The 22354-nt window shown below is 47.9% G+C and carries 18 protein-coding genes and 2 tRNA genes; all 20 read left to right on the forward strand.

All coding sequences use genetic code 11. The annotated features are described in order from the left end of the window. Positions 1-405 precede the first annotated feature (405 nt). The 20 genes from pyrR (at position 406) to DC345_RS15625 (ending at position 22331) form a co-directional block, all read left to right on the forward strand. A complete protein-coding gene (gene pyrR / locus DC345_RS15535) occupies positions 406-969 on the forward strand; it encodes a bifunctional pyr operon transcriptional regulator/uracil phosphoribosyltransferase PyrR (protein ID WP_090901445.1) in 564 nt (187 codons plus the stop codon). Beyond that, complete coding sequence (locus DC345_RS15540) at positions 969-1880, forward strand: aspartate carbamoyltransferase catalytic subunit (protein WP_113054052.1); 912 nt, start codon at positions 969-971, stop codon at positions 1878-1880. The genes pyrR and DC345_RS15540 overlap by 1 nt, the downstream gene beginning before the upstream one ends. A gap of 126 nt (positions 1881-2006) precedes the next feature. After that, a complete protein-coding gene (locus DC345_RS15545) occupies positions 2007-3311 on the forward strand; it encodes a dihydroorotase (protein ID WP_113053864.1) in 1305 nt (434 codons plus the stop codon). 404 nt (positions 3312-3715) lie between these two features. Beyond that, entirely contained in the window at positions 3716-4858 is a 1143-nt protein-coding gene (carA, locus tag DC345_RS15550) for a glutamine-hydrolyzing carbamoyl-phosphate synthase small subunit (RefSeq protein ID WP_053784194.1), read from the forward strand. A gap of 1 nt (position 4859) precedes the next feature. Beyond that, positions 4860-8078, forward strand: a complete 3219-nt coding sequence (gene carB, locus DC345_RS15555) for a carbamoyl-phosphate synthase large subunit (RefSeq protein WP_113053865.1) — start codon at positions 4860-4862, stop codon at positions 8076-8078. Positions 8079-8189: 111 nt separating this feature from the next. Continuing rightward, a complete protein-coding gene (gene pyrF, locus DC345_RS15560) occupies positions 8190-8930 on the forward strand; it encodes an orotidine-5'-phosphate decarboxylase (protein WP_113053866.1) in 741 nt (246 codons plus the stop codon). Next, the gene (gene pyrE, locus DC345_RS15565; RefSeq protein WP_113053867.1) at positions 8927-9568 is read left to right on the forward strand and encodes an orotate phosphoribosyltransferase; all 642 of its coding nucleotides are present in this window, start codon (positions 8927-8929) and stop codon (positions 9566-9568) included. The genes pyrF and pyrE overlap by 4 nt, the downstream gene beginning before the upstream one ends. Positions 9569-9839: 271 nt before the next feature. Further along, positions 9840-10778 (forward strand): ABC transporter ATP-binding protein, encoded by a 939-nt coding sequence (locus DC345_RS15570; protein ID WP_113053868.1) that lies wholly within the window; start codon positions 9840-9842, stop codon positions 10776-10778. Further along, complete coding sequence (locus DC345_RS15575) at positions 10741-11856, forward strand: efflux RND transporter periplasmic adaptor subunit (protein ID WP_113053869.1); 1116 nt, start codon at positions 10741-10743, stop codon at positions 11854-11856. The genes DC345_RS15570 and DC345_RS15575 overlap by 38 nt, the downstream gene beginning before the upstream one ends. Beyond that, positions 11856-14765: an ABC transporter permease gene (locus DC345_RS15580; RefSeq protein ID WP_113053870.1), complete on the forward strand. Its 2910-nt coding sequence runs from the start codon at positions 11856-11858 to the stop codon at positions 14763-14765. Before DC345_RS15575 ends, DC345_RS15580 begins: the two co-directional genes overlap by 1 nt. Before the next feature lie 2 nt (positions 14766-14767). Then, the gene (locus DC345_RS15585; RefSeq protein WP_063567873.1) at positions 14768-15631 is read left to right on the forward strand and encodes an ABC transporter ATP-binding protein; all 864 of its coding nucleotides are present in this window, start codon (positions 14768-14770) and stop codon (positions 15629-15631) included. Positions 15632-15652: 21 nt separating this feature from the next. Further along, positions 15653-17107: an ABC transporter substrate-binding protein gene (locus DC345_RS15590; RefSeq protein ID WP_113053871.1), complete on the forward strand. Its 1455-nt coding sequence runs from the start codon at positions 15653-15655 to the stop codon at positions 17105-17107. 132 nt (positions 17108-17239) lie between these two features. Next, positions 17240-17404, forward strand: coding sequence for a hypothetical protein (locus tag DC345_RS31740; protein ID WP_167666091.1), 165 nt, complete (start codon positions 17240-17242; stop codon positions 17402-17404). A gap of 71 nt (positions 17405-17475) precedes the next feature. Continuing rightward, a tRNA-Met gene (locus DC345_RS15595) sits at positions 17476-17549 on the forward strand. 56 nt (positions 17550-17605) lie between these two features. Beyond that, positions 17606-17679: transfer RNA gene (locus tag DC345_RS15600), tRNA-Ile, on the forward strand. 242 nt (positions 17680-17921) lie between these two features. Beyond that, the gene (locus tag DC345_RS15605; protein ID WP_113053872.1) at positions 17922-18290 is read left to right on the forward strand and encodes a hypothetical protein; all 369 of its coding nucleotides are present in this window, start codon (positions 17922-17924) and stop codon (positions 18288-18290) included. A gap of 23 nt (positions 18291-18313) precedes the next feature. Further along, positions 18314-19546: a sialidase family protein gene (locus DC345_RS15610; RefSeq protein ID WP_113053873.1), complete on the forward strand. Its 1233-nt coding sequence runs from the start codon at positions 18314-18316 to the stop codon at positions 19544-19546. Positions 19547-19728: 182 nt separating this feature from the next. Further along, entirely contained in the window at positions 19729-19926 is a 198-nt protein-coding gene (locus DC345_RS15615) for a hypothetical protein (RefSeq protein WP_113053874.1), read from the forward strand. 191 nt (positions 19927-20117) lie between these two features. Next, positions 20118-20543, forward strand: coding sequence for a hypothetical protein (locus DC345_RS15620; protein ID WP_113053875.1), 426 nt, complete (start codon positions 20118-20120; stop codon positions 20541-20543). Positions 20544-20780: 237 nt separating this feature from the next. Then, positions 20781-22331, forward strand: coding sequence for a tetratricopeptide repeat protein (locus DC345_RS15625; protein WP_113053876.1), 1551 nt, complete (start codon positions 20781-20783; stop codon positions 22329-22331). Positions 22332-22354 lie beyond the last annotated feature (23 nt).

Here is a 22354-nt window from a genome sequence, read left to right on the forward strand (position 1 = left end):
GAATGAAATGTGATGTGTTTGGATGTTTTTCAGCCGAACTGCTGATTCTAAAGGGAATACAGTAGAGGAATTCGCCTGTGATGTTGAGGTGTTGACAGAGGGTTGTCTTTCTGTCATAATTCATGAAGACAAACGGACATATTGAGCATAGAACCCTGTGAGGTCCTTCAATATGAACGACATGAATAGCACCTTTAAATCAGTCCCGTGAGACTGGCAAGGTAACGTGAACGATACATCGCTTTTTTGCTGCGGCAAATGAAGCGGTGCATCCCGAGAGTAAACTTTCTTCAGAGCGGTCTGAAGTTCGGAGACTCCTTGCCAATTAACACGGCAAGGAGTCTTTTTTGTTCTCCTCGTCACGGGGCCATGATCTGAAAGGTAAATCCTGAGGAGGCTGAACGCATGAGCACAGAGACACATGTCATTATGGATGAAACCGCGATCCGCCGCGCATTAACACGGATTGCCCATGAGATTTTGGAAAAAAACAAAGGTATTGAGGGCTGTGTACTGATCGGTATTCGAACACGGGGTGTATACCTCGCAGAACGGATTGCCGCGAAGATTGAAGAAATCGAAGGTACACCGATCCCTTGGGGAGAGCTCGATGTGACCCCTTATCGCGATGATCGCTTGGATGAGAATAAAGCGAATCGCAAGGAACTGTTGACGATGACACCTGAATCACTTTCGATTCATAACAAAAAAGTGATTTTGTTCGATGATGTGCTCTATACCGGACGTACGATTCGCGCAGCGATGGATGCTCTGATGGACTGTGGAAGACCACAGAACATTCAGCTGGCGGTTCTCGCAGATCGCGGACACCGGGAACTTCCGATTCGACCTGATTTTATCGGCAAGAATGTGCCGACTTCCAAGTCAGAGGAGATCGAGGTTGCACTGATGGAAACGGACGGACAGGACGAAGTCAAGATCATTCAGAACCGGGGGGAACAAGCATGATGATTACACAACCAGCATTGAAGGACCGGAGCTTGCTTGGCCTTAAGGAACTTAGTCGCGATGAGATTGAATCCATTCTGAACAGAGCAGCACACTGGGAAGCGCAAAAGGAGAAACTGGTTCCTGTACTGGAATCCCACTTCGTAGCCAACATGTTCTTCGAGAACAGTACGCGCACCCGCTTTTCCTTTGAGATGGCAGAGAAACGCTTGGGTGCACAAGTACTGAATTTCACAGCGGCCGCATCAAGCGTGGAGAAAGGTGAATCCATCTATGATACGGTACGTACACTGGAGTCCATGGGCATCGACGCAGGGGTGATCCGATTGAAACCTTCGGGTGTTCTACAACAACTGGCTCAGAAAGTGAATGTTCCACTGGTGAACGCCGGAGACGGGAATAACGAGCATCCTACACAGGCTCTGCTGGATCTCTACACAATGCGGAAGGCTTTCGGTGAGCTGAAAGGTTTGCGTGTGTCAATCATCGGAGACATTCTGCATAGCCGCGTAGCTCGCTCTAATCTGTGGGCTTTGCAAAAGTTTGGTGCAGATGTGCGCTTCTGCGCACCGCAAACGATGCAGGCACCGGAGCTCGCAGAACACGCGCCTTATGTAGCTCTCGATGAGGCTCTCGATGCGGATGTAGTCATGATGCTACGAGTTCAACTGGAACGTCATAAACATGGCCTGATTACTTCGGCTGAGGATTATCGCGAACACTACGGATTGACGGAAGAACGGGCGTCACGCCTGAAACCAAGCACAATCATTATGCACCCTGCTCCTGTGAACCGAAATGTCGAGGTGGATGACGCGGTAGTGGAGAGCGCAGCATCGCGGATCTTCCCGCAGATGGCAAACGGTGTTCCAATCCGCATGGCGGTCATGGAACGTGCGATGAAACTGTAACAGGGGCTGGCTGTGGGTCATAGGCTGACGGGACGGAAGTTCTTATAGAGCGATGTGAGGGTACACGATAAAGAAAATCATCCGGCTTGTCTGACAAGTCGGACAGAACCGAAGCGGAGGGCAATTATGCTACAGATTATAAAGAACGCGAAGATCTTGAATCAACAAGGGGAACTTGAACGGAAAACGATCATTATAGATGAAGGAAAAATTCAAAAGATCGCTGGAGTGGAAGACGAAGCGGTACTGAAAGCAGAGCAATCAGCGCATAGCGTAACCGATGCTTCAGGCAAACTGGTCATTCCCGGTTTGATTGACATGCATGTGCATCTGCGTGAACCCGGATTCGAGCATAAAGAGACGATCGAGACGGGTGCCCGTTCGGCTGCACAAGGCGGTTTTACAACGATTGCGTGTATGCCGAACACAAGACCGGTAACCGACAGCGCGGATGTTGTTAAGCTGGTTTTGGATAAAGCTAAAGAAGCCGACCTGGTAAAAGTACTGCCTTATGCAGCCATTACAAAGAACGAGCTTGGACGTGAACTTACTGATTTCGCCGCATTGAAAGAAGCGGGTGCGATTGGATTCACGGATGATGGTGTGGGTGTGCAAAACGCTCAAATGATGAAAGACGCCATGAGCTTGGCAGCAAGCATGGATATGCCAGTCATCGCTCACTGCGAAGACGACTCATTGGTAGTCGGAGGATATGTGACAGAAGGCGAGTTTTCGAAGCGTCACGGTATCAAGGGTATCCCGAATGAATCCGAGGCCATTCATGTAGGCCGTGATATCCTGCTTGCAGAAGCAACGGGAGTCCACTACCACGTCTGCCACGTAAGTACGGAGCAATCGGTTCGCCTGATTCGTCTGGCGAAGTCCATCGGTATTAAAGTAACGGCTGAGGTATGTCCGCACCATCTGGTATTGTCGGATGAGGATATCCCGGGTATGGATGCCAACTGGAAGATGAATCCGCCTCTTCGCTCACCACGCGATGTGCAAGCTTGTATCGAAGGTTTACTGGACGGAACGCTGGACATGATTGTTACCGATCACGCGCCGCATAGCGAAGAAGAGAAAGCAAAAGGCATGGAGCTGGCACCGTTCGGTATCGTCGGATTCGAAACTGCCTTCCCGCTGCTGTACACGAAGTTTGTGGAAACAGGGCTTTGGAGCCTGGACTTCCTCGTGAAACGTATGACAGCTGATCCGGCACGGGTATTCCGACTGGATACAGGCAAACTGGAAGAGGGAGCACCTGCAGACATCACCATGATTGACCTGAATCAGGAACAAGCGGTTGATCCTGCAACGTTTGCAACAAAAGGAAGAAACACTCCATTCACAGGCTGGAAGCTAAAAGGCTGGGCCACACAAACATGGGTGGACGGCAAAAGCGTGTGGAATAACACGGTACAACAGTAAAACGGCACCTTGCTGAACCGCTACATCAATTACATCATCAGGTTTTGAATAATTGATCAAACAACTAGTCTTCATAGCTTTAAATTAACAATGTATAGGCCAGTAACAACTTTACAACTAACTCGAGGCAGATCATGCCGAGAGTTTAAACATACGAAACAAAGCAAAGTTGAATGTCATGATTTTGAACTTGGACAACAACGTAACTGCGGAGCTGACAGAAAAGACCCGAAGAAACGAAGTGCTCGCCTTTATCAACAGATTCAACCCTATGAGGTTTTAATTCAAATGAATCTGTTGATAACAGCGATCGAAGGGTTTTCTGTCCGCGGAGTCGCACGAAGTTCCCCGAGAGTTCAACCCCAATGCATTCAACTTTGATAAACACAGAGGAGTGAAATGGGATGCAGGCACAGGCAAGATTATTGTTGGAAGACGGCACACTGTTCACCGGGAAAGCATTCGGTGCTGAAGGTGAAACAACAGGTGAGGTCGTTTTTAATACGGGAATTACAGGCTATCAAGAGGTGCTTTCGGATCCTTCTTATTGCGGTCAAATCGTCACCATGACGTACCCACTGATTGGCAACTACGGCATTACACGTGACGACTTCGAGTCGATTCGTCCGTTCGTACACGGTTTTGTGGTACGTCGTCATGAGCCGACACCAAGTAACTGGCGTGCGGAATACAGCGTAGACGATTTGCTTAAAGAGTATGGCATCGTAGGGATCAGCGAGATTGATACACGGATGCTGACTCGCCGGATTCGTCACCACGGCACAATGAAAGGAATTCTCACAACAGGATCGAAACCTGTGGAAGAGTTGCTGGAGATGATGGGAGACACCAGCATCGCTGAGCTGCGTAACCAGGTTCCTATGACTTCTACTCAACATGTGTACAACAGCCCGGGAACGGCTGAACGCATTGTATTGGTTGACTACGGTGCAAAAACAGGGATTTTGCGTGAACTCAGCAAACGCAACTGTGACGTTGTCGTCGTTCCGCATGATGTAACGGCGGACGAAATCCGCCGCATGAACCCGGATGGCATCCAGCTGTCCAACGGCCCTGGGGACCCGAAAGACGTTCCTCACGCGGTTAAAATGATCAGTGAACTGCTCGGCGAATATCCGATCTTCGGAATCTGCCTCGGTCACCAACTGTTCGCACTTGCGGCAGGAGCCGATACAGAGAAACTCAAGTTTGGACACCGCGGGGGAAATCACCCGGTTAAAGAACTGGAGAGCGGACGCTGCTTCATCACATCCCAGAACCATGGTTACACCGTAAACGAAGAGTCCGTGAAAAATACGGAGCTCGAAGTGACACACATCAACAATAACGATAAGACCATTGAAGGTCTGAAACATAAAACTTTCCCGGCGTTTTCCGTACAGTATCACCCTGAAGCAGCGCCAGGACCATATGATAACAGCTATCTGTTCGACCGCTTCATCGAGATGATTCGGGAGCACAAAATTACTCACCCGCAACAGCCGCGTCAAGCCGTACTGGCAGCCGCAGTGAAAGGAGCGCAATAACATGCCGATTAACAAAGATCTCAAAAAAATCCTGGTGATTGGATCAGGTCCAATCGTCATCGGTCAAGCGGCCGAGTTCGACTATGCCGGTACACAAGCATGCCAGGCACTGAAAGAAGAAGGCGTGGAAGTTGTACTCATCAACAGCAACCCGGCTACGATTATGACGGATACCAACATGGCTGACAAAGTATACATCGAGCCGATTACACTGGATTTTGTAACACAAATCATTCGTCAGGAACGTCCAGACGGTTTGCTGCCAACCCTTGGCGGTCAAACCGGTCTGAACATGGCTGTAGAACTGGCACGTGCCGGCGTCCTTGAACGCGAGAATGTCAAATTGCTTGGAACACAGCTCACATCCATTGAGAAAGCGGAAGACCGTGACTTGTTCCGTGATCTGATGCGCGAACTGGAGCAGCCTGTACCTGAGAGTGTAATCGTAACAACGCTTGAGGAATCACTTGATTTTGCGAATGAGATTGGTTATCCAATCATCGTCCGTCCAGCATACACGCTTGGCGGTACAGGCGGCGGAATCTGTGCCAACGAAGAAGAACTGCGCGAGACAGTCGTAGCAGGTATTCGTTACAGCCCAATTGGTCAATGTCTGGTTGAGAAGAGCATCGCAGGCATGAAAGAAGTCGAGTATGAGGTTATGCGGGACAAAAACGATAACTGTATCGTAGTCTGCAACATGGAGAACTTTGACCCGGTAGGTGTTCATACAGGTGACAGTATCGTTGTGGCACCAAGCCAGACGTTGTCTGACCGTGAATATCAAATGCTGCGCTCAGCTTCCCTGAAAATCATCCGCGCCCTCAACATCGAAGGTGGATGTAACGTACAGTTTGCGCTTGATCCGCACAGCTTCCAATACTATGTTATCGAAGTTAACCCACGGGTAAGCCGTTCTTCGGCACTAGCTTCCAAAGCAACGGGCTATCCGATTGCCAAGATGGCTGCCAAAATTGCCATGGGTTACACACTGGATGAAATCGTAAACCCGGTAACGGGTCAAACATATGCATGCTTTGAGCCAACACTGGATTATATCGTGAGCAAAATCCCACGCTGGCCGTTCGACAAGTTTATCTCGGCGAACCGCAAACTGGGAACACAGATGAAAGCGACAGGCGAAGTTATGGCGATTGGCCGTACTTTCGAAGAGTCGATTCATAAAGCTGTTCGTTCCTTGGAAATCGGCGTACACCGTCTGTACTTGAAAGATGCCGAAACACTGGATGAAGCAACGCTGAACGAGCGTTTGGTCAAAGCCGACGATGAGCGTATCTTCCTGATCGCCGAAGCATTCCGCAGAGGTTATACATTGCAGCAGCTTCAAGATCTGACGAAAATTGACTGGTGGTTCCTGGATAAACTCGAAGGACTGATCCGCTTCGAAGATCGCATTCGCGAAGAAGCTGAATTGTCCTCCGAAACCTTGTATCAAGCGAAGCGTCTTGGCTTCACAGACCGTGCCATCGCAGAACTGCGTGCACAAGGTCAACCAGGAGGCACGCTGACGAAAGAAGCTGAAGTCAGAGCACGTCGTGAAGAGGAAAACCTTCGCCCAGTTTACAAAATGGTAGATACATGCGCAGCTGAATTTGAAGCAACAACGCCATATTACTACTCTACTTACGAAACTGAGAATGAAGTCATTCCTTCAGACAAGAAAAAAGTAGTTGTACTTGGTTCCGGTCCAATCCGGATCGGTCAAGGGATTGAGTTCGACTATTCAACAGTACACGCAGTATGGGCTCTGCAAAAAGCAGGTTATGAAGCAGTTATCATCAATAACAACCCGGAGACCGTGTCCACGGACTTTAATACATCGGATCGCTTGTACTTTGAACCTCTGTTCTTCGAAGATGTAATGAACGTTATCGAACAGGAACAGCCTGTAGGTGTTATCGTACAGTTTGGTGGCCAAACGGCAATCAACCTGGCAGCACCACTGCGTGCCGCTGGTGTAACGATTCTCGGCACAGATCTGGAAAACATTGATGAGGCAGAGGATCGCAAGAAGTTCGAGCGTTTGCTCTCCCGTCTGGAAATTGCACAACCAAAAGGAAAAACAGTCATTTCGGTAGATGATGCGGTTGAAACGGCTCAAAGTCTCGGCTACCCGGTACTGGTTCGTCCTTCCTATGTACTCGGCGGTCGTGCGATGGAGATTGTATACTCCGATGCTGAATTGCTGACTTATATGGAACAGGCGGTTAAAATCAATCCGGAGCATCCGGTTCTGATCGACCGTTACATGATGGGTAAAGAGGTTGAGGTTGACGCGATCTGTGATGGTGAAACGGTATTGATTCCGGGCATCATGGAGCATATCGAGCGCGCAGGGGTTCACTCCGGTGACTCCATCGCGGTTTATCCGCCACAACACCTGTCCCAGGATCTCAAAGAGAAAATTGTAGAGATTACAATCAAGATTGCAAAAGAACTGAAAACGATCGGTTTGGTTAACATCCAGTTTGTTATCCATAAGGGTCAAGTGTACATCATCGAGGTGAACCCGCGTTCATCCCGTACAGTACCTTTCCTGAGCAAAGTAACCAACATTCCGATGGCGAACCTGGCAACACAAGCCATTCTGGGCGTTAAGCTGAAAGACCTCGGATATGTCGATGGTCTGTGGCCTGAATCGGATCATGTTTCCGTAAAAGTTCCGGTCTTCTCCTTCGCGAAGCTGCGTCGCGTGGAACCAACGCTTGGACCTGAGATGAAATCCACAGGTGAGGTTATGGGTCGTGACCCGAATTACGCTAAAGCGTTGTTCAAAGGTCTTATCGGTGCAGGCATGAAGATCCCGGCCACCGGAGCAATCGTGGTAACGGTAGCGGACAAAGACAAAGAGGAAGCTGTTCCACTGCTGGAAGGTTTCTATAGACTGGGATACAAAATCATGGCTACCGGAGGTACGGCGGCTGCGCTTGAAGCAGCGAACATTCCGGTGACGACGGTGAACAAATTAAGTGAAGGTTCGCCGAACATTCTCGATATGATTCGCAGCGGCGAAGCAAACTTTGTGTTCAACACGCTGACCAAAGGCAAAACCCCGCAGCGTGACGGATTCCGTATTCGTCGTGAGGCAGTAGAGAACGGCATTGTATGTATGACTTCACTGGATACGATCCGTGCCCTGTTGATCATGCTTCAAACAATCAACTTCTCCTCTGAGGCTATGCCGGCTCTTGTACAATAAATAAGACGATTTGTCACTGATCAAGGACATCAGTCAGCCTTCGGGCTGGCGGGATGTCCTTTATATCGGGCAAAAACGGAAAAATCAAGCTTTTGGAAGGAGCGCTGGAATATGAATCACCCGAATTTCAATGAAATGGCTGGCCGTCTGATGGTGGCACTCGATTATCCCGGAGCAGAACAAGCTCAGGAATTGGTACAAGCCTTAGAAGGCATTCCCTGTTATCTGAAGGTGGGCATGCAGCTCTTTTACGCCGCTGGCCCGGACTTCATTCACGAGCTGAAGTCGAAGGGGTACTCGGTATTCCTTGACGTGAAGATGCATGATATTCCAAACACGGTTCGTGGGGGTGCTGAAAGCATCACCCGTCTGGGAGTGGATATGTTCAATGTGCATGCAGCTGGAGGTACAAGCATGATGCGTGCTGCTCGTGAAGGTGCAGAGGCGGCTCTGGCTGCTGATCCTTCTCTTCGCAGACCTGAGATTATTGCGGTTACCCAGCTGACCAGTACCAGTCAGGAAACGATGAATGCTGAGATCGGCATTCAAGGAAGCGTTGAGGCAGCAGTCGTCCGTTATGCAGGACTGGCCCATGAGGCAGGTCTGGACGGTGTTGTTGCTTCCCCGCTGGAAGTACCGGCGATCCGCGCAGCCTGTGGCAGTGATTTTCACACGGTCACACCGGGCATTCGTCCAGCAGGAAGTGGCCTGGGAGACCAGACTCGTGTCCTGACGCCGGGTGAAGCCATTGCCAGAGGCAGCCATTACATTGTTGTAGGCAGACCAATTACGGGCGCTCCCAATCCGCGTGAAGCCGCAGAAACCATTTTGAAGGAGATGTTGAACGCATGATCGAACTTACTAAGATTCCTAACCATATTGCTTCCCAACTGTTGAAAATAAAAGCGGTGGCGCTGCGTCCACAGCAGCCATTCACCTGGACATCCGGCATCAAATCACCGATCTATTGTGATAACCGTCTAACGATGTCTTATCCCGAGATTCGTAACGACATTGCTGAAGCTTTTGCTGCGATCATTCGTGATCAATACCCTGATGCAGAGGTCATCGCAGGTACTGCAACCGCGGGTATCCCGCATGCTGCCTGGGTAGCGCAAAAGCTGAATCTGCCGATGGCTTACATTCGTGATAAAGCCAAAGGACATGGCAAAGAGAACCTGATTGAAGGTCTGATCACCGAAGGACAGAAGGTTGTTGTCATCGAAGACCTGATCTCAACAGGAGGCAGTTCCATCAAAGCCGCTGAAGCAGTACGCGTAGCCGGGGCGACTCCACTGGCGGTACTGGCGATATTCAGCTATCAGCTCGACAAAGGCATTAAGGCCTTTGAAGAAGCGGGAATTCCGCTGCAAACTCTGTCCAATTACACCGCTTTGATGGATGTGGCTTTGGCTGAGGGTACAATCCAGGAAAGTGACTTTGAACTGCTCAAATCCTGGCGTGAAGATCCTTCTTCATTTGGTAAATAATATCATTCACACCCAATTGAACAGTTTGATTGTGAACGGTATCAAAATTGTAATGATTGCCGCCATAGAGGCAAATTCATCGAATATTCAAGAGGCATCCCGCACTTTGGGATGCTTTTTTCGTTTGTTCATCAAAATATTAACTTTTTCACTGGAACGTTGTAAAAAGCTTGTAACTTTTAGTTGTGATCCGTCGTTTATAATGCAGTGTAGTATGGAATAGATTTCTATTTTTAGTGTCTTGATGAAGTGAACGGGATATGAAGAAAGGATGAGCGTGATTGCTGGCATGAAGAAGTTATTTTCCAAAATCAGAGCTGCCAAGAGCCAGTCAGGCGAGGACAGTGCAGTTGAACACACGGAGCAGCAGGAACCAGTCGGGCAGGAGGAATCGGCATACATAAGTGAACCGCAGAATACATCCATCGACCCGCACGACATAACCAGTGAAACAAGTCAGGAGGAGGTTGCGGTTGCAGCAGCTGAACCCGAAGTGAAGTCCAAGTCCTCCAAGAAGGATCTGTTGCCTCCGTATGACGGACCTGTGCTGGAGGTTCGCAATGTTCATCGTAGTTTCCAGACGGGTAGCCGTATTATTCATGTCCTCAAAGGTATCGATATGGAAGTGAACCCGCAACAGCTGGTGATGTTGAAAGGACGGTCAGGCTCAGGGAAAACGACGCTGCTTAATATGTTGGGTGGGCTGGATCAGCCATCAAGTGGAGACATTCTGTTCTCCGGACAGCCTCTTCAGGATTGGGGAGATCGGCGGCGAACCGCTTTGCGGCGCAGAGAAATCGGTTTTATTTTTCAGGCATATGCGCTGATGCCTTTGTTGTCTGCCTGGGAAAATGTAGAACTGTCTCTGCGCATGGCGGACGTGCCGCGTTCGGAATGGAAGGACCGGGTAGGTCATTGTCTGGATCTGGTCGGACTAACCAAACGGGTCAAGCACCGTCCATTCGAGATGTCCGGGGGAGAGCAGCAGCGGGTGGCCATCGCCAAGGCGATAGCCCACAGACCGAGATTATTGCTCGCGGATGAGCCGACAGCTGAACTCGATTCCAAAATGGGAGCACAGGTTATGGCTGTATTTCGCAATATTATTGAAGTTGAACAAGTAACGATCTGTATGACTACACACGATCCTACGATTTTGGAGGTTGCGGACCATGTTTATGAAATGGCGGACGGCAGATTTATCAAGTAAAGGGGCCGCTCCGAAGAGGGGGAAACGCGCAGCGCTTATTGTGCTTAGTGCGATAGTGGCTGCAATGATGTCCGGATGCTCTTTGCTGCCGGCTGAAACAGAGGAAGAAGTACTTCCGCCAATTACACCGCCAACGATCTCCAAGAAGCCTGAATATGAAGTTCGGACAGAGACACTGGAGAAAAAAGTTAGCGGAAGCGGCAAGATGATGAGCCAGCGGGAAGAAAAGGTGTATTTTACGCTGGACGGTATGCATATCAAAGAGTTGAATGTAAAACCAGGGGATAAAGTGAAAAAAGGTCAACTTCTCGCAGTTCTTGATGTAGAGAGCGTTGAGAAGGAAATTCGGGCCAAAAACCTGCAGATTCGCAAATCTGAAGTCCAGATGAAGGAAACGCTTCGCAAACGGGATGAGATGGATCCAGTGGAGTTCGAAGAGTCCACGATTGCCTTTGAAGAGCTTCGTCAGGAACTCGCCGATCTGGAGAATCAGTTGGGTAAAGCCACCTTGACTGCTCCATTCGGCGGAACTATCATTGCCGTGCAGGTAGAGAAAGGTGCGGCTGTCAAAGCCTATGACCCGATTGCGACCATCGCAGATACATCCAACCTGGTTGTCGCAGCTACGTTTGCCAAGGAAGATCTGGAAAAGTTCTCGGCAGGTATGAAGGCGGATGTGGACATTAATGGCGCAGGCAAAGTGGCTGGCAAAGTTAAAGTGATGCCTGTAGCCCAAGCATCGGGTAGTGGAAGTGGTAACGGCGGAGGTTCGGGGGAAGGCGGAACGCCTCCAGCGAAAGAAAGCCTGGATCAATATGTGATCGTCTCGCTGGCGAAAATGCCCAAAGGGGTTGAACGCGGTACACCTCTAACGGTGTCAATTGTCACGCAGCGCACAGAGAACGCGATTGTCATTCCTGTATCCGCACTGCGCTCCATCGGTTCAAGAACGTACGTGCAAGTGGTGGAGAGTGATGGAAGCAAGCGTGAAGTGGACGTAGAAGTCGGGCAGCAGACATCCACGGATGTGGAGATTCTGAAAGGTCTGACCGTTGGACAGAAAGTAGTGGGCCGCTAATGGGGCTGCCATTGCTTCGACTGTTGTTCCGCAAAATGTGGAACACTCGCTGGATGACGTTCAGCACACTGATCGGACTGATTGTGGCGGTCGCGTTCACCGTTAGTATTCCGATGTATGCCGATGGTGCGCTGAAGCGGGTCGTGGCCCAGACGCTGCAGGATAATAGTGAGGGACTGCCAGCTGGCTCGTTGCTCATGAGTTACCAGGCACCTGGTGGTGTGAAGACAGACACACGTGGTCTGGAAGAGGTGGATCGATATATTCGCGAGGATGTGCCCCGTGACATCGATTTTCCTTTTCATACGTATGTGAACTCCCGTTCCATCCGTAGCACAGAGGTGAACCCGGAAGACCCGACCAAAGTGGATGCCAGCCGGGTCCGCAGCATGAGTCTGGGTACGATGACAGGCCTCGATGCACAGGTTAATTATTCGGCGGGAGTGAAGCCGGGCAACCAGGTCAAGGACGATACGATTGAAGCGGTCATGCTCGAAGAGGGCATGTATCGTAACGATTTGCATATCGGAGATGTTCTGGAGTATCCGATTTACAGCGGTCTTGATATTACGTTGCGTGTGAAGATTACAGGTTCTTTCAAAGCTGATGATCCTAGCAGTCCGTATTGGGTACAGGGATTTGACGGCATGATGAACGGACTATATGTGGATGAGTCGGTATTTAATAATGTTTTGCTGAAGGAAAAAGGAATTCCGCTTCAGAATTCACGTTGGTATTATGCATTTGATCTGAAAGAGATTCAAACGAGCCAGCTCTCGGGATTGACCTCTGTGCTGGAAAGGCTGGATATCGAACTGTATCAGCGGTTGAAGGATACGAAAGTGGACATCACCTTCGGGGATCTGCTGAAACAATTCCGCAGTCAGAGTCTGCAATTGCAGACCATGCTGTTCACACTGGCAGCACCGATGATTGCGATGGTCTTTTATTTTATTGCCATGAATGCCAGACAGTCGTTACAGAAGCAGGAAAGTGACATCGCGGTTCTGCGCAGTCGCGGAGCTTCTGCCCGGCAGATATTCTCTCTTTATCTGCTTGAAGGTATATTCCTGGGAGCGATTGCTCTTGTCATCGGACCGTTTCTTGGATGGTTTATGGCGAAAAGCATCGGTTCAGCGAGCGGATTCCTGTCGTTCGTGGATCGCAAATCCATTCCAATCGGAATATCAAAAGAAGCCATTCTGCTTGGCCTTATCGCCGTGTTGGTGGCAATCATAGCCTCGCTCATTCCGGCAATAACCTATGCGCGGGCCACGATTGTATCAGCCAAGCGGAGACAGGCTCGAACGGATCGTGCGCCGGTATGGCAGCGCTGGTTCCTGGATATTGCTTTGCTGGGGCTCGCCGGGTATGGATATTACTTGTTCTATGAACGGCAAATGTTGACGTTCCAGACCGGAATGACGACAGATCAGCTTCAGGTACAGCCGTTTCTGTTTTTTGTACCGGCACTCGCTATCTTTGCACTGGGATTGTTCTTCTTACGGTTGTTCCCGTGGATTTTGAAGCTGATTCAGCTGATTGGGCGTAAGTTTCTCCCGGTTCCACTGTATCTGACACTGACGCAGCTCTCACGTTCATCGTCTTCTTACTATCCTTTGATGATCCTGCTTGTATTGACACTCGGACTCGGAGTGTATAACTCGGCAGCGGCTCGAACCATTGACCTGAACTCGACCGAGCGTACGTTATACCGCTATGGTTCGGATGTTATTATGCAAACGGTATGGGAAGGCACACCTGAGGTTAAGCCAAATGGTTCCGGACAAAACGGAGGTTCAGGCGGTGGACAGCAGGGTGGAGGAAACGGTAGCGGTGGATCAGGAGGCGGCGGTAACGGCGGCGGAGGTGGCTCAGGTGGGGGCGGTGGTACGTCACAACCTACGAAGATGATCTATTCCGAGCCACCTTTTGAAGTGTTCCGCAGCCTGAATGGTGTTGAACATGCGGCGAGAGTGCTGCAAACGAAAGGCAACATTATTGTCTCTGGCAAATCGGGTGGACAGGGAATGCTGGTGGGGATCGACAATGTGGATTTCGCCCAAGTGGCGTGGTTCCGCAACGATCTGTTCCCGGCCCATCCTTATAAGTACCTTGACTTGCTTGGAAAATATGAAGGGGCCGTATTGATCTCTTCCAAATTTGCAGACAAATTCAAGCTCAAAACCGGAGACCTCGTCTCCATTGGTGTGCAGGGTCAGGCAATTGAATTTGTGGTCTTTGGCATTATACCGTACTGGCCTGCCCAATACCCGGATCAAATGCCGTTTTTCATCGCCAATCTGGATTACATCTATGATCAGGTTCCTCTGATTCCATATGAGGTCTGGCTGAAAATGGAGCCGGATGCCAAAGTTGCTCCTTTGATGGAGAAACTTGCGGCAGAAGGCATTGAATTATCGTCTGTACGCGATGTGCGTACAGAGCTGGTATCCCAGGGTAAACATCCGTCAAGAGGCGGGGTGTTCGGCATACTGAGTCTCGGATTCCTTGTGTCGGTCATTATTTCTCTGATCGGATACATTCTGTACTGGTTCTTCAATCTATCCGGGCGTGTAGTACAGTTTGGTGTCCTGAGGGCGATGGGGTTATCACGGGCACAACTGAGCGGTATGTTGCTGTTAGAGCAGGTGTTCACGGCGGGTCTGTCCATCATTCTTGGTATTGGCATTGGTCAGGTATCCAGTCGTCTGTTCTTGCCCTTCCTGCAAACGACAGATAATGTGTCCGCTCAGGTACCTCCGTTCCGAATTGTTTTTGAAGAAAAAGATATGCTGCAACTGTACGGCGTGACCGTGGTCATGCTGATCATTGGCGCAACGATGCTGCTGTGGCAGATTCGCAGGCTGCGTGTTCACCAGGCAGTCAAAATGGGAGAGGAGAGGTAAACGTGATCCAATGCGAAGGACTTGTCAAAATTTTTAAATCCAGCGATGTGGAAGTCGTTGCCCTTCAAGGTCTCAATCTGACTGTCAATCAAGGTGAAATGATGGCCATTATCGGTAACAGTGGCAGTGGCAAATCCACATTGCTCAACATTCTGGGTGGACTTGATCGTCCAACAGCTGGTACAGCCGTTGTCGGGGATTGGGATTTGCTGAAAATGACAGACGCCCAATTGGTAGAGTACAAACGTCATACCGTAGGGTTCATTTGGCAAAATAACGGCCGTAATCTGCTGCCATACCTCACAGCACTGGAGAACGTGGAAACGCCCATGATTTTGGGAGGCAAGCGCGATCGTGCCTATGCCATGCAGCTGCTGGAGTGGGTTGGACTGAAGGATCGGATGCACAACAAGCTGCATCAATTGTCCGGTGGTGAGCAGCAGCGGGTGGCGATTGCCATCTCGCTATCAAATCGCCCCAAGCTGCTGCTTGCCGATGAGCCAACAGGTTCGGTGGATTCAGAGACTTGTGATACCATCATGGGCATTTTCCGCAAAATGAACAAGGAACTCGGGGTCACGATTGTGATTGTTACTCATGATCTAACCCTCGCTGGCAAGGTGGACCGGATCGTGGCGATTCGGGACGGCTTGACCAGCACCGAGTTTGTGAAACGCAATCCGAATCTGGATGACGAACACGGCTTATCGGAGGCAGGAGCCCCGGATATTCATGAAGCTTTTGTCATTATTGACCGTGCGGGACGACTTCAAGTGCCCAAGGAGTATCTGGAGGCGCTGTCCATTGATAATCGTGCCACATTGGAATTTGACGGTGAACGTATTGTCATTACACCGCCAAGATAATTTTAGAGGGGGAATTGGGAGATGAAGAACAGGTTTTGGGGAAAACGGGTGCTGGCCGTGCTGGCTACAGCCAGTCTGGCATTGCCGCTGCTTGCGGGTTGTACAGCGAGTGAGTCCAAGGATAACGAGCAGCGTGTACTGCGTGTAGCGACTTTATGGGGGGGCCAGGATGACAGTTATTTCCGTCAGCAGTTTACTGATGCTTTTGAATTGACACATCCAAATATAACGATTGAAGTTGTACCAGCGGTAGATCAGGGCAGCATGTACGGGTATGGTAACCAGGAAGAACAGCAGGACATTCCGGATACGATGGAAAGCTTGAAGAAGATTATGACAGGGGATAACCCGGTAGACGTCATCGTGGCGGATACGGCGACAGTCAAGTCGTTAATTCAGGAAAACATGGTGAAACAACTGGACCCACTGATGCAGGAAGATAAGTTTGATACTTCGGATATTGTGCCAAGTGTTCTCGAAGGAATCAAGGATTTGGGAGATCAGAGCATCTATGCTTTGACGCCAACGTTCTCCTCTTCCGCTTTGTTCTATAACAAGGGTATGTTTGAGAAAGCAGGCGTAGAGCCTCCAACGGACAATATGACTTGGGATGATATTTTCAACTTAGGTACTCGCCTCACTAAAGGTGAAGGAAAAGACCATGTATTTGGTTTCTCTTTCAGTACCTATCAAGGCGGTTCTCCATACTATACGATGTCGCAGTATTATAACTCTCTGCAGTTGAAAATTTTTGATGACAAAGCAGAAAAAATGACCGTTGATTCTCCTCAGTGGGAGAAAGTATGGAGTACGATAAGCAAGCTGGCTTTAGATAAAGTCATCCCTAAAGGAGACGAACCGCAGGATAATCAAGATGAGGGTGGACGTTATAATCCACTTCAGGGTGATCTGTTCCTGAGTGGCAAAACAGCCATGGTGATTGGAGATTACAGTTACATTAATCAATTGATTGATGCCAATAAAAATGCGGATAAAATGAAAGATTTTACGAAGGTAGACTGGGATGTTGTCACGCCTCCAGTTCATCCGGAGGCTCCTGAAATTGGAGGTAATATTTATCTGAGCAACCTCATGGCCATTAATAGTTCTGCTCAGAACCCTGATGATGCATGGGAATTGATCAAGTATATGAACAGTGAAGACTGGGCGAAAATCAAAGCTCGCAGCAGTTATGAGATGGTTTCACGGAAAAGCTTCATTAAACCGAAGGATGGTTTGGATTACAACATCCAGGCATTCTATACATTGAAACCTGTACCTCCGACCAATACGAACTTGGATAAAATGTATCAGAAAATGCCGAACCTGTGGCAAGTAAATGACAAGGGTATGGAATACTTCAATCAAGTTCTTGAGAACAAAAAAACACCTAAAGAAGCACTTGGTGAATGGGCAGCCAAAGGGAACGAGATGTTGGAGAAGTTGAAAAAGAACCCTAAAGCCACGTTTCAATAAAAGTTAGATGATTTTGTAGAAAAAACATAGATGCAGTCGCTGGAGATTTATATCTTCGGCGGCTATTTTTATGAAATTGGGGTATTCTACAAAAGCAGGGATAAATGATGACTCCAAGGAAGGACGAGTGGAATGCACTGGGTATATTTCAGCAAATTGTATGCAACCAAATTTCAGGCAGGGTGTCTTGCAAAACGGATGGAGCAGGATGGATGGATTTACGGTCATAACGAGCCAGCAGAAGTGGAAGTATATCGTTCAAAAAAGGGCCGATATGGCGTACGCTTTATTCCCTAACATTACCCCTTGACTTATGTGATATGGATGGTGTATATTAATTAAGTCGCTGTTTTAATATTTTTTACTGACGCGGGGTGGAGCAGCCCGGTAGCTCGTCGGGCTCATAACCCGAAGGCCGCAGGTTCAAATCCTGCCCCCGCAATTTAGTTTTACTGGATGATTTACAGCCATCATCTGAACGTTATACATTTTTGTTCAGGGCCCTTAGCTCAGTTGGTTAGAGCGGTCGGCTCATAACCGATTGGTCACAGGTTCGAGTCCTGTAGGGCCCATTCTCTCAAACCCCTTGCGAAGCAAGGGGTTTTTTCTATTATTACAAACTCGAAACTGAATACTACCTGAGTCTGGAACAAGCCTGCAAAAGCTCGATGGTGATGAGCTTTTGCAGGCTTGTCTGGTTTATCAAGGTTTTGTTGTTGTATTCCCTTTTAAAAAAGAACCGGTACTACTTTTAAGGATACTAGCGTACAAATATTGTAGTTAATCTGCGGTTTAAAGAGGAGGGATGGTTCAATTGCCAAACTCTACAGGGTTGATTTACAATTCGCCAACAGGTACAAGTATGGCTACTCAGATTCTTGTAACTTGTTTAAATGATTCACTTAATATTCCTGTGAATATCGAGATTGAGGTGTTTAAGTGGGACACTACTCAGAATGCCAGAATTCCAATCGGGCACGATTTATTTCAATTAGGACCCCAAGCTTCTCAGACCTTGATTTATGCTCTGAACGGTGCAGCCTTTTATGAAGTCCAATCGGACTTTTTTAGTGCTACGAGTACGATCATTCATGTATATGGTATTGATTCTACGGGTGAGATTATTCAACGCGTTTTACAGTCTGAAATGATATGGGTTGACCGGTTTACGAATATTCCTTAATTTGCGATTTGGAGGTGAGTGGTTTGCCAGTTGTAAATATTACAGGAGCACTTGGTGGAAATCAGTTCGAACCTTCTATAGCTACAAACGAATTGCTTCCCAATATTATGTGTGCGGTTGCTGTAGATACAAGTACAGGCCCTACGCTCATTGGGTTTTACCGTTCAATTGATACTGGGCAGACATGGACAACGACACTTTTGCAGCAACCTGCCGGATATGCTGGCGCCGAAGCGCCAACGATTGATTACACATTTCCGAGTACGTTCATAGTGACAGTCCATATATTTAACGGTGATAATGACGGTACAATTATTAGTTACACGTCCCTGGATGATGGGGTGACTTGGACTCCTCCCGTATTTGTGAACAGGGGATATGGCCTTATCGTTCATAATGATGAACCGTATATTGCAGTGGATCGAACACCTGGAAGTCCTTATCGTGGTAACGCGTATGTGGGGTATACACCTCTTGCTACATTGGCATCGTCTATTTTTTTGCAGAGATCATTAGATCAGGGGACAACATGGCAGATTCCAAGCCGAATTTCAAGCCCAAGAGGTTTTCATGATAGAAGTGCTATAGCTATAGGTTTTACTGGTGAGGTATATGCAGGATATATTACTACGGGGCCGGATAGTCCGTACGCTTTACTTCGCATCTCGTACGATGGAGGGGCTACATTTCAGCCACCTATTCAACAACAATCGACGTTGATCGCTTCTGTTGTGCCTGCACCATCTCCCTTACCTGTCACAAACTATGCTTTTCGAGTGCAGACGAACCTGGGCTTGGGTGCTGACATATCCAATGGAACCTTTAGTGGTACAGTCTATGCAACCTGGAATGATGCGCGGAATGGATACACAGACATTTTCCTATGCAGTTCACCGGATGGGCTTCTATGGTCAGATCCCGTTAGCATTACCGGAGCACCTGCCGGGTCACAAAATTTCTTCCCTTCCATCACCGTATCGCCATTCACAGGAACTGTAAGGGTTATTTATTATTCCAATCAAATTGATGGGTTTCTTTTAGATGTGTTTGTTGCTGAATCGTTTGACGGAGGAGCTACCTTTGCGAATCGCAGACTCACGACAACTTCGTTTAATCCCAATGGCAATTCCTCTACACCTACAGTATTAATTGGTGATTATATCACCGCTACAACGTATGCTCCCGATAATTTGGCTGCAGTTTGGATGGCAACAACTCCGCCTACTGGTAAATTGGACGTTTACTTTGGAAGTTGATGAATTCCAAGTAAGGATGAGAATATTTTAAATAAACCACTGTGGAAAAGCTCTGTTGGCACAATGCCAGCAGAGTTTTTTATGAAAGGTGAGTGCTAAAGAATTTGTAATAAAGCTGATAAAATAAATATATGGTATCATTGCTAAAATATGTGTTAAGAAGGTGGTGACAATTTAAAGCTATGAATGGTGCTAGTGCTGTGAGTTTTGTAGGGATTTTAACTATATTTATTTTCATTGGTCTGGTAGGTCTGATTTTATATGCTGTGTTTTCTATGGCAATAAAAAAATCAGGTTTAAGAGAGGAAATATCAGGTTTGAAGCGAGAGATTCGATTATTAAATCAGAAAATGGAGAAAAACGATCATAATATCGAGTAAGCCATTTAAAAAAAAGAAGAATGTTCAATAATCAATTGCAAATTTGAAAGTCAAAGAAGGAGAGGCACTGCTGTAATAATACGGGCAGTGTCTTTTTAGTGTGCCCTTTTTTCGGAATATCAGTGTCTGTCCATGCCACATTACAAATCTCACATATACTATCATATTCCAAACAATAGGAGGTAGATTTCATGAGCCAATTTATTGATGCGAGAACGTCGCAGAATGCAAGTTTGGCGAATTCTATTGCAATACCGATCCTTGTTATTAATACGCCACAATTATTTGGTCAGATTGGACTTGTAACTACTGCGGGTATTGGTGCCAATCCGCGTGTGCAATTCAAAGGGACCGTTTCAGTTCAACTTCCCTTGGCTCTCGTTGGAATAACGATAACGATTGTCAGAGGAACCTTGGCAACGGACCCTGTCATCTATTCTGCGACGTCTACGTTTAGCTTGAGCATCCTGGCTCCTCAAGTCATTACGTTCTCTGCGGATGATTTCAACCCACCGATCACACCTCAATTAACGTACACCGCATTCGTCAGCTCTAACTTGCTGGGTACGATTCGTGTAGGTCCAGAGAACTTTGATGGAGTCTTGTATTCGGACTAACGTTGAATGCCCTTGCTAACAGTTCGTTATAAAAAAATCATTAATGTATTAAAAAGTATTACCTGCCTTGAGAAAGGTAGGTTTTTTCTATTTTACAGGGGTGCGGTTTAGCACTTCATTGGATCAGGCTTTGTTTATGATATAATGCGTTAGAGATTAAGGGAGCGGTCTATGCGGGCATGGAATTGTAAGTCCGAAATTCGATAAAATTATGAATGGAAAGCAGGTTTTCAACCAATGATGCAAAACGAAGGACAACGGTTCCGCTTCAGTGAAGCTCCGGTATGGGACTGGCAGCGGGCATACTATGAACAGAAAGGGCTGCACGCTTGGACAGAGAATCAGGTTCCGCAATATATTACGAGTAATCCCATGATTGCAACGGCGTATGCCGAGATGATTTTTGGTTTTCTTCAAGATCTCGCCAGCAAAGGAAAGACGGCCGAGGCAGTGACCATTCTGGAACTTGGAGCGGGCGTTGGCCGCTTGGCACACCAAATTCTGCTCAAACTGACAGAGTTGAAAGATTTTGCAGGCGTGGCGCTGCCAGCTTTTCGCTATGTAATGACCGATCTAGTTGAAGATAATGTATTGGCTTGGAGAGAGCATCCTTCTATGCAATCCTTTATTAATCAAGGGATACTGGATTTTGCACGTTTTGACGCAGTACAGGATACGGTGTTGAATCTGGTGGTAGCGGATACAGTTATTCGACCAGGCGATCTGAAGCAACCTTTGCTGTTGATTGCCAATTACTTTTTTGACAGCATTCCACAGGAATTAATTTATGTTGGTGAGGGTGAGATATATGAGTGTGACGTATTCGTCCAATCTCCAGAACGTTCTCTTGTTTCCGAACCTGCCGAATTGCTGGAAAACATGACACTGAGTTATGAATACAGCCGCGCACCTGAGTACAGTGCGGAGAACTATGCATATCAGGAACTTATTGCACTATACAAGGAAGAGTTGGAGGATTCGCACATTTTGTTCCCGGCAATTGGTCTGTCATGCCTCGAACGATTGAATAGGTTATCAGAGTCAGGGTATGTGTTGATTACTGCGGACAAAGGAGACCATCGACTGGACAACTGGAAGTTTGCCGAGCCACCTGAATTCGTACTTCATGGGAGTTTTTCTTTAACGGCAAATTATCATGCCATTCAATATGTGTTGGAAGGGCAAGGAGCCCACACTTCCTTTACAACACATCATTATAAGGATCTGAACGTTGGATGTATGTTGATGGTGGACGAGCCGTTAGGGTACGTGAACACAAGGCTGGCATATCACCGATTTGTTGAACGTTTTGGACCCGACGATTTCTTTAGTATAAAAGAATGGATGGATCATCAGGTTGAGCGGATGGAACTGAAGCAGATTATACCGTTCTGGCGTCTGGGCGGATATGATGCTGAGTTTTTGATTCATAGTGCCAACCGAATTTCGAATCTTCTCCCGGATGCAAGCGATGAGGAAATGCTTGATATTCAGTCTGGAATTCACGTCATGTGGTCTTCATATTATGTAATGGAGCGATTAGGAGATGTGGCGTTTCTTGCAGGTCAGTTGTTATATGGGATGTACATGTATGGGGACGCCAAGCGGTTTCTGGAGCTGGCGTTAGATGCTGATTCGAGAAAACAGGACTCGGCGGTACTGTATGACTTGGCCGTGTGTTGTTATGAACTCGAACTGGAAGAAGAAGCACTGGCTTACACGCGGAAAGTACTGGCATTGGAACCTGATCATGAAGAGGCAATGGATTTGCTGAAAAGTTTCGAATGACTATAAAGATTGAAACTAACTTC

Source organism: Paenibacillus taichungensis (assembly GCF_003287275.1).
GTDB classification, from domain to species: domain Bacteria; phylum Bacillota; class Bacilli; order Paenibacillales; family Paenibacillaceae; genus Paenibacillus; species Paenibacillus taichungensis_A.